The 7,808-nt window shown below is 60.2% G+C and carries 8 protein-coding genes and 3 pseudogenes; 6 read left to right on the top strand and 5 right to left on the bottom strand.

The genetic code is table 11. From position 1 onward, the window contains the following. From tauA to tauD, 4 genes and pseudogenes are all read left to right on the top strand, one after another. Positions 1-402, top strand: a pseudogene (gene tauA / locus AC1DLB_RS20865) (taurine ABC transporter substrate-binding protein); the annotation flags it as partial. Positions 403-418: 16 nt separating this feature from the next. Continuing rightward, complete coding sequence (tauB, locus tag AC1DLB_RS20860; RefSeq protein ID WP_477785564.1) at positions 419-1,213, top strand: taurine ABC transporter ATP-binding subunit; 795 nt, start codon at positions 419-421, stop codon at positions 1,211-1,213. Next, a complete protein-coding gene (gene tauC, locus AC1DLB_RS20855) occupies positions 1,210-2,058 on the top strand; it encodes a taurine ABC transporter permease TauC (protein WP_018929324.1) in 849 nt (282 codons plus the stop codon). The genes tauB and tauC overlap by 4 nt, the downstream gene beginning before the upstream one ends. A 39-nt stretch (positions 2,059-2,097) precedes the next feature. Further along, positions 2,098-2,823: pseudogene (tauD, locus tag AC1DLB_RS20850) on the top strand (taurine dioxygenase); the annotation flags it as partial. Here tauD and mgrA read toward each other — a convergent pair. The 4 genes from mgrA to AC1DLB_RS20830 all read right to left on the bottom strand — a co-directional run bounded on the left by mgrA (position 2,712) and on the right by AC1DLB_RS20830 (position 5,579). After that, the gene (gene mgrA, locus AC1DLB_RS20845; RefSeq protein WP_064615821.1) at positions 2,712-3,749 is read right to left on the bottom strand and encodes an L-glyceraldehyde 3-phosphate reductase; all 1,038 of its coding nucleotides are present in this window, start codon (positions 3,747-3,749) and stop codon (positions 2,712-2,714) included. The pseudogene tauD and the gene mgrA sit on opposite strands and share 112 nt — an antisense overlap. A gap of 166 nt (positions 3,750-3,915) precedes the next feature. Beyond that, positions 3,916-4,380 (bottom strand): type II toxin-antitoxin system HicB family antitoxin, encoded by a 465-nt coding sequence (locus AC1DLB_RS20840; RefSeq protein ID WP_008005174.1) that lies wholly within the window; start codon positions 4,378-4,380, stop codon positions 3,916-3,918. Further along, complete coding sequence (locus AC1DLB_RS20835) at positions 4,377-4,559, bottom strand: type II toxin-antitoxin system HicA family toxin (RefSeq protein ID WP_477744104.1); 183 nt, start codon at positions 4,557-4,559, stop codon at positions 4,377-4,379. The genes AC1DLB_RS20840 and AC1DLB_RS20835 overlap by 4 nt, the downstream gene beginning before the upstream one ends. Positions 4,560-4,688: 129 nt before the next feature. Next, positions 4,689-5,579 carry a LysR family transcriptional regulator gene (locus tag AC1DLB_RS20830; protein ID WP_018929328.1) on the bottom strand — a complete coding sequence of 297 codons (891 nt, stop codon included), beginning with the start codon at positions 5,577-5,579 and terminating at the stop codon, positions 4,689-4,691. Positions 5,580-5,704: 125 nt separating this feature from the next. Here AC1DLB_RS20830 and AC1DLB_RS20825 point away from each other — a divergent pair, with 125 nt between their 5' ends. Continuing rightward, on the top strand, positions 5,705-6,445 hold the full coding sequence (locus AC1DLB_RS20825; RefSeq protein ID WP_086944166.1) for an SDR family oxidoreductase: 741 nt from the start codon (positions 5,705-5,707) through the stop codon (positions 6,443-6,445). Positions 6,446-6,501: 56 nt separating this feature from the next. Next, on the top strand, positions 6,502-6,762 hold the full coding sequence (locus AC1DLB_RS20820) for a hypothetical protein (RefSeq protein ID WP_018929330.1): 261 nt from the start codon (positions 6,502-6,504) through the stop codon (positions 6,760-6,762). Positions 6,763-6,776: 14 nt separating this feature from the next. Here AC1DLB_RS20820 and betT read toward each other — a convergent pair. Then, positions 6,777-7,808, bottom strand: a pseudogene (gene betT, locus AC1DLB_RS20815) (choline transporter BetT); the annotation flags it as partial.

The raw sequence follows: 7,808 nt of genomic DNA, 5'->3' as shown, positions 1-7,808 counted from the left end.
GTGCTGATCACTTCCGGCGAACTGGCCAAGTTCGGCGCGCCGACCTTCGATGCCTGGATCGTGCGCAAGGATTTCGCCGAGAAGCATCCGGAGATCGTCACCGCATTCGCCAAAGTGACCCTCGATGCCTACGCCGACTACCGCAAGGATCCGCAAGCCTGGCTGGCCAACCAAAGCAACGTCGACAAACTGGTGAAACTCTCCGGTGCCAAGGCCAGCGATATTCCGCTGCTGCTGCAAGGCAACGTGTATCCGCTGGCGGCTGATCAGGTGATCACCCTCGGCGCGCCGACCACCAAGGCCATTACCGACACCGCGGCGTTCCTCAAGGAACAGGGCAAGGTCGAGGCTGTGCTGCCGGACTACGCGCCGTACGTCAGCGCCAAGTACATCACCAACTGATCGGGAGTTAACCGCGATGGCTTTGCTACAGMTGGAGCGCATCAGCGCACAGTACCCCGGTGCAGCGGAACCTGTGCTGGCGGATATTTCCCTGAGCCTTGGGCCCCGGCAGTTGCTGGTCGCCCTCGGCCCTTCCGGCAGTGGCAAGACTTCGCTGTTGAACCTGATTGCCGGTTTCGTCGAGCCCAGCGCCGGGCGCATCACCCTTGACGGCGTGCCGGTCAAAGGCCCGAGCGCCGAGCGCGGCGTGGTGTTTCAGGACGACGCCCTGCTGCCTTGGCAGGACGTGCTGGCCAACGTCGGCTTCGGCCTGGAACTGGCCGGCGCCGCGCGGGAAAAACGTGAACAGCGCGCCCGGGAAATGCTCGCGCTGGTAGACCTTTCCGGTTTCGAAAACCGCCGCATCTGGCAACTCTCGGGCGGGCAGAAACAACGTGTCGGCCTGGCCCGCGCCCTCGCCGCCGACCCTCGGGTGTTGCTGATGGACGAACCCTTCGGCGCCCTGGATGCCTTCACCCGCGAACAGATGCAGGAGCTGCTGCTGCAAGTCTGGCAACGCACCGCCAAACCGGTGTTCCTGATTACCCACGATATTGAAGAAGCGGTGTTCCTCGCCACCGACCTGATTCTGCTGGCGCCGAATCCCGGGCAAATCGTCGAGCGCCTGAGCCTGGATTTTGGCCAACGTTACGCCGCAGGTGAATCGGCGCGCTCGATCAAGTCCGACCCGCGTTTTATCGAAACCCGCGAACACGTGCTCGCCAAAGTGTTCTCCCAACGCAGTGCCGTCCAGCGGCAGGAGCACGCATGAGCAGCTATGGAATTCCCGCCGCAACGGTAAAACCCGGTTCAAAGGTGAAGGGCTCGGCGGTGATCGCGCTACGCCGCCGTATCAGCACCCGCTGGATCAGCGTGCTGACACTGATCGCGCTGTTGGCGATCTGGTGGGCCGTCACCGCCACCGGTTTGATCGAACCACTGTTCCTGCCGCCCCCCTCCGCCGTGCTGCAAAAAGGCTGGTTGCTGGTGACCAGCGGCTACATGGATTCGACCTTGTGGCAGCACTTGGGCGCGAGCCTCAGCCGCATCGGTTTGGGCCTGGGCTTCGCGGTGCTGACCGCGGTGCCGATCGGCATTGCCATCGGCCACAACCGCATTGCTCGCGGCATTCTCGATCCGCTGATCGAGTTTTACCGCCCGATTCCGCCCCTGGCYTATTTGCCGCTGATCGTGATCTGGTGCGGCATCGGTGAGCTGTCGAAAGTGTTGCTGATCTACCTGGCGATCTTCGCCCCGATAGCCATCGCCACCGCCACCGGCGTGCGCACCGTCGACCCGGCGAAATTGCGCGCCGCGCAGTCGTTGGGTGCGACTCGGGCGCAGTTGATTCGCCATGTGATTCTGCCCAGTGCCTTGCCGGACATTTTGACCGGTGTGCGCATTGGCTTGGGGGTGGGTTGGTCGACGCTGGTGGCTGCCGAGTTGATCGCCGCCACCAGCGGTTTGGGCTTCATGGTGCAGTCGGCGGCGCAGTTCCTGGTCACCGATGTGGTGGTGCTGGGGATTCTGGTGATCGCGCTGATCGCCTTCGCCATGGAGATGGGCCTGCGCGCCCTGCAGCGCAAACTGGTGCCGTGGCATGGCCAGGCTCACTGAATATTCATGTGTCGACACCCCGGATTGAAGAGAACCACCATGAGCCACCTGACTATCGTCCCTTTAAGCTGCGCCCTCGGCGCGCAAATCAGCGGCGTCGACATCAGTCAGCCGCTGAACGCGGAACAACGCGCCGCCATCGAGCAGGCGCTGCTCAAGTATCAGGTGCTGTTCTTCCGCAACCAGCCGATCGAGCCACAGCAACAGGCGCGATTCGCCGCCTATTTCGGCGACCTGCATATTCATCCGATCTACCCGAACGTGCCGGAACAACCGGAAGTACTGATCCTCGACACCGCCGTCACCGACGTGCGGGACAACGCGATCTGGCACACCGATGTGACGTTCCTGCCGACCCCGGCGATGGGCGCGGTGCTCAGCGCCAAGTTGCTGCCGGAGTTTGGCGGCGACACCCTGTGGGCCAGCGGCATTGCGGCGTATGAAGCGTTGTCCGCGCCGATGAAAACCTTGCTCGAGGGGCTGACCGCCACTCACGATTTCACCCGCTCGTTTCCACTGGAGCGCTATGGCAACACGCCGGAGGCGCTGGCCCAGTGGGAAGAAGCCCGGCGCAAGAACCCGCCACTGTCACACCCAGTAATTCGTACGCATCCGGTGAGCGGGCGCCCTGCATGGGAACGAACAGTACTCAGTTACTCAGCCATCGAAGGCTTCTCCCACAGATTGATCCCGCCCTCCTGGGCAAATCGATCAATCTCCGCCAGTTCTTCCACGCTAAAACTCAGGTTCTTCAGCGCCCCGACGTTCTCGATGATCTGCTCCGGCCGGCTCGCGCCGATCAGCGCCGAGGTCACCCGTGGATCGCGCAGGGTCCAGGCCAACGCCAGTTGCGCCAGGCTCTGACCACGACGCTTGGCGATCTCATTGAGCGCCCGCACTTGGGCGATGTTGGCTTCGGACAGGTGAGAGGACTGCAATGAATCACCGCCCGGGCGATTGACCCGCGCATCCTTCGGAATGCCGTTGAGGTATTTGTCGGTCAACAGGCCCTGCGCCAACGGCGTGAAGGCGATCACGCCGGTGCCGAGTTCGTCGGTGACATCCAGCAGGTCCTTTTCCACCCAGCGATTGAGCAGGTTGTAGGCCGGCTGGTGGATCAGCAGCGGAACTTTCCACTCCTTGAGCAACGCAGCCATTTCCCGGGTTTTCACCCCGGAGTAAGACGAGATGCCAATGTACAAGGCCTTGCCCTGTTGCACGGCGGTGGCCAGTGCGCTGGCAGTTTCTTCCAGCGGGGTGTCCGGGTCAAAACGGTGGGAATAGAAGATGTCCACGTAATCGAGGCCCAGGCGTTGCAGGCTCTGGTCGAGGCTGGCCAGCACATATTTGCGCGACCCGCCGCCCTGGCCATAAGGGCCGGGCCACATGTCCCAACCGGCCTTGCTGGAGATGATCAGCTCATCGCGGTACTGCTTGAAGTCTTCGCGTATCAAACGACCGAAGTTGATCTCGGCGCTGCCGTAYGGCGGGCCGTAGTTGTTGGCCAGGTCGAAGTGGTTGATGCCCAGATCGAACGCCGTGCGCAGCAGCGAGCGCTGGGTGTCGATCGGCGTGCTGTCGCCGAAGTTGTGCCACAGGCCCAGCGACAGTGCCGGCAGCACCAGTCCGCTGCGACCTACGCGGCGGTAAGGGATGGAATCGTAGCGGTTTTCGGCAGCGGTGTAGGTCATCGAATCCTCTCTTGTGGGTCTTGAATGGGGTATCGACTGCTTTGCAAGCTGCCCAGCATACGCCCAGACAAACGCCAGGAAACCCCGGATTCGACTAATTGCTGAAACGTTTCATAGATTATGAAAAACTGAGTTCCCCCATAGAGTCGATATCCACGCCCAACACTTACGCCGACAACTCACGTAGCGCGGCAGCCGCCAAAAAGCCAGACCTTGAGCTATATCGCTGATCTCGTCTGACCGTCTGATCGATACGCTCAAGCAACTGCTCAGGAAGCGTGGCATTGAAGCGCACCGACTTGCCGAAATAGGGTGTGATATCGAATTCGACCACACCCCACACACCGCCAGCGTAATCAGGGTTATCAAGATGAGCGTCAATTTCACGCACCTGCGGAAGTGGATCACCATCGGCGACCAGACCTTCGTAGTGCAAAGCCAACGCTTCTTTCACGTTTTCAAATGCCTGCGCCACTGTAGCGCCTGCGGAGAAGCATCCCGGCACGTCCGGGATAATCACTCCGTATTCTGAGTCGGCATCCTTGTGCAGAACGACCGGGAATTTCATTTCGATGAGTCCTTCCTGTGATGTGGCCCCTTCGAGGCTTTCGTTTCCGATGTCGGGCCTCATTTCAGACCCGCCTGTTTCAATATGCTGTTGATCGTGCCTTTTGGAAGATCCGAATCAGGGCGTTTTATCGTCACCCTGCCTGACTTACACGGGTGCTTGTACTGATGATGGCTACCTTTCACGGCCACCAGATACCAACCATCCTCCTCGATCATCCTGATCATTTCCCGACTTCGCATCACCTTCGTCCTTGTGGGCAGCATCTGCTGATGCACATTACGCGATGATCACACCTTCAATACACACGATACACACTCTGATAAATATTAGCCGAACACAAGCAGGCCAGATTGCTCGCAGACCATCGGTTACCGGGCACCCGCAAACACCTCCCCCAACCAATCCACAAACACCCGAACCCGTGGCGACATGTGTCGGTTATGCGGATACAACACCGAAACCGGCATCGATGGCGGCGGTGTGTCGGTGAGGATTTCCTGCACCAACCCTTGGCCAATCTGCGTTTCCATTCGGTAATGCGGGCACTGAATCAGCCCCAATCCGGCAATTGCCGAGGCCGCATAAATCTCCGCGCCGAACACCGACAACGCGCCATCGATGGCCACTTCTTTCAGCTCGCCATCCACCATGAACTCGAATGGAAACAGCTTGGCCGTGGTGCGCGAAACGTAGTTCACCGCGCGGTGGTTTTTCAGGTCTTCGAGGTTTTTCGGTTCGCCGTACTTACGCAAGTATGCCGGGCTGGCGCAGGTGATCTGGCGCAGGTTGGCGACACGTTTACCGATTAGCGCCGAGTCGCCCAAGGTGCCGGCGCGCAACACGCAATCAACGCCTTCGGCGATCAGGTCGACGAAGCGGTCGGCTTCGCTGATGGACAATTCGATGTCCGGGTAGCGCGCCATGAATTGCGGCAACGCCGGGATTACAAAGTGCTTGGCCAACGTGCCATGCAGATCCACCCGTAATCGGCCTTTCGGCGCAACGCCGCGAAATGCCAGTTCGGCTTCTTCCAGTTCTGCCAACAACTGCACGCAACGCAAGTAGTACGCCTCGCCATCCAGCGTAGGACGGACCTTGCGCGTGCTGCGCTCCAGTAAACGGGTGCCGAGCCAGGCTTCGAACTGATTCAGCGTATGGGTCAGGGTGGCACGCGGCAGGTTCAGGTCATCGGCCGCGAGCGTGAAGCTGCTGCGCTCGTAGATCCGCACGAAAACCTTCATCGCCTTGACTTGATCCATACGGCGCTCCTGACGATCGATTGTTGGCGATTATTGAACAGTAAAGGCAACTCTCGTGCATCTATCACCCTGAGTAAACATGTGAATCTGGCTCCACAACTCAGCCACTCCAAGGAATCAACGCCATGACTACTCAAACTTCGAAAGTTGCCATCGTTACCGGCGCCTCCCGCGGCATTGGTGCCGTGATCGCCCAGCAACTGGCCGCCCAGGGTTTCGCCGTCGCCATCAACTACGCTAACAGCGCCACCGAGGCGTCGGCACTGGTGGTAAAACTGCGTCAGGCCGGTCACCGGGCCATAGCGATCAAGGCTGATGTGGCCAACGCCGACGATGTACGCCGGCTGTTCGACGAAGCCGAAACCCAACTGGGCAAGGTCGACGTGCTGGTCAATAACGCCGGCATCCTCAAAGTGCTGCCGCTGGCGCAACACAGCGACGAACTGTTCGACCAGAACTTCAACATCCACGCTCGCGGCACTTTCAACACTCTGCGTGAAGCGGCAACGCGCCTGAACAGTGGTGGCCGGATCATCAACTTCTCCAGCAGCACCGTCGGCATGAACCTGCCGGGCTATGCGGTGTACATCGCCAGCAAAGCGGCAGTGGAATCCCTGACCCAAGTGTTCGCCAAGGAAATGCGCGGTCGCAACATCACCGTCAACGCCGTGGCCCCGGGCCCGGTCGCCACCGACCTGTTCCTGCACGGCAAGAGCGAAGAACAGATCCAGACCTTCGCCAAGATGCCACCGCTGGAACGCCTGGCTCAGCCAGAAGACATCTCCCGCGTCGTGTCCTTCCTGGTCGGCCCGGATTCGGCCTGGGTCAACGGGCAAATCCTGCGCGTTAACGGCGGGTTGGTTTAACTATGCTCGATGTATTGGGCCGTAAGGCAGCACACATCTGAAGGACGGAACGCATCATGCACACCACGATCATCATCTTCTTCGGCCTGATCCTGCTGGCACTGATGCTGTTCATCGGCGAGAAAATCGGTTTCTCTCGTCAGACCCTGGCCTACAGCTTTGTCGTACTGTGGCTGGCGTTGACCTTGATCAACGGCGCAGTCGGAATGGTCAACGCTGGCCAACCGTTGAGCGCGGAACTGGTGGTGGGCAGCGCGGTGTTCGGCGTACCGGTGGCGGCACTGGTGCTGTTCATGGTGTTGAGCAGCGAGACCTGAGCGCCACCGGTCGATCAACGCACCAAATGCAAAAACTGCATGTGCCGTTCGTACTGGTCGAGGATGTCGTTGATCACCTGATCCTTGGTGTAACCCACCAGATCGTAGTCCTGACTGCCCTCGCGCAAATGCACTTCGGCACGGTGGTAGCGACGGTTGTTGAGTTGCTTGGAACCCATGCCGCCACGGGCGAAGGACGGTGTGAAGTAGCCGCGCATTTGCACCTGATAGATGAACGGATGCAGTTCGCCGTGACCGATTTCCAGGCTAACGTTGTCGTTGGCCGGGTCGGGCTGAGTGACCACGTGCAACCCCTTCTCGACAAACACGGCGGTCACTTCCTCGATCGCCGGGCGCACCGTCGTATCAAGGAAGCGATAGACCTCATCCCGAGACGGAAAATGCACCGCCTGACTCAAGCGCTGACGCCATCCACCGCGTCGCGAACCGGCCACCGGCGCGAGGGAATGCAATTGCGCGATCTGCTTCTGCGACTCCAGATAAAACGCCTTGTGCAGGCCCCACATCATCAGCAGCAAAATCATCGAGAACGGTAACGAGGTCAGCACCACCGCCGACTTCAAGGCATCAATGCTGCCGGAGAACAGCAGTGCGCTGGTCACCAGTGCCGTCATCGCGCCCCAGAACACTCGCAGCCATTTCGGCCCGTCCTCATCGGGATTGCCACCCTTGGCGGACAAGGTCGACAACACCACGGTGCCGGAGTCGGCGGAGGTGACGAAGAACACGAAGCTGATGAACACCGTGACCGCAATCACGGTTTTGCTCCAGGGGTAGGTTTCCAGCAGCAGGTACAACGTCATCGACGGGTTGTCGATGGCCGACAGGCCGAGCGCGCTCATGCCGTGGTTGAGCACCTGGTCGATGGCGCTGTTGCCGAAGATCGACATCCACGCCAGGGTGAAACCGAGCGGGATCAACAGCACGCCGAAGACGAATTCGCGGATGGTCCGGCCACGGGAAATCCGCGCAATGAACAGGCCCACGAACGGCGACCATGCAATCCACCAGGCCCAGTAGAACAC

This window comes from Pseudomonas sp. 05N434 (assembly GCF_056396965.1).
This window is presented reverse-complemented; position numbering and strand designations above follow the sequence as displayed.

Coding starts and splice junctions, on each gene's coding strand:
- AC1DLB_RS20830 (WP_018929328.1), bottom strand. CDS start 5,579: ATGGATCAAGTCAAGGCGATGAAGGTTTTCGTGCGGATCTACGAGCGC.
- AC1DLB_RS20840 (WP_008005174.1), bottom strand. CDS start 4,380: ATGAGGCCCGACATCGGAAACGAAAGCCTCGAAGGGGCCACATCACAG.
- AC1DLB_RS20820 (WP_018929330.1), top strand. CDS start 6,502: ATGCACACCACGATCATCATCTTCTTCGGCCTGATCCTGCTGGCACTG.
- AC1DLB_RS20835 (WP_477744104.1), bottom strand. CDS start 4,559: ATGCGAAGTCGGGAAATGATCAGGATGATCGAGGAGGATGGTTGGTAT.
- AC1DLB_RS20825 (WP_086944166.1), top strand. CDS start 5,705: ATGACTACTCAAACTTCGAAAGTTGCCATCGTTACCGGCGCCTCCCGC.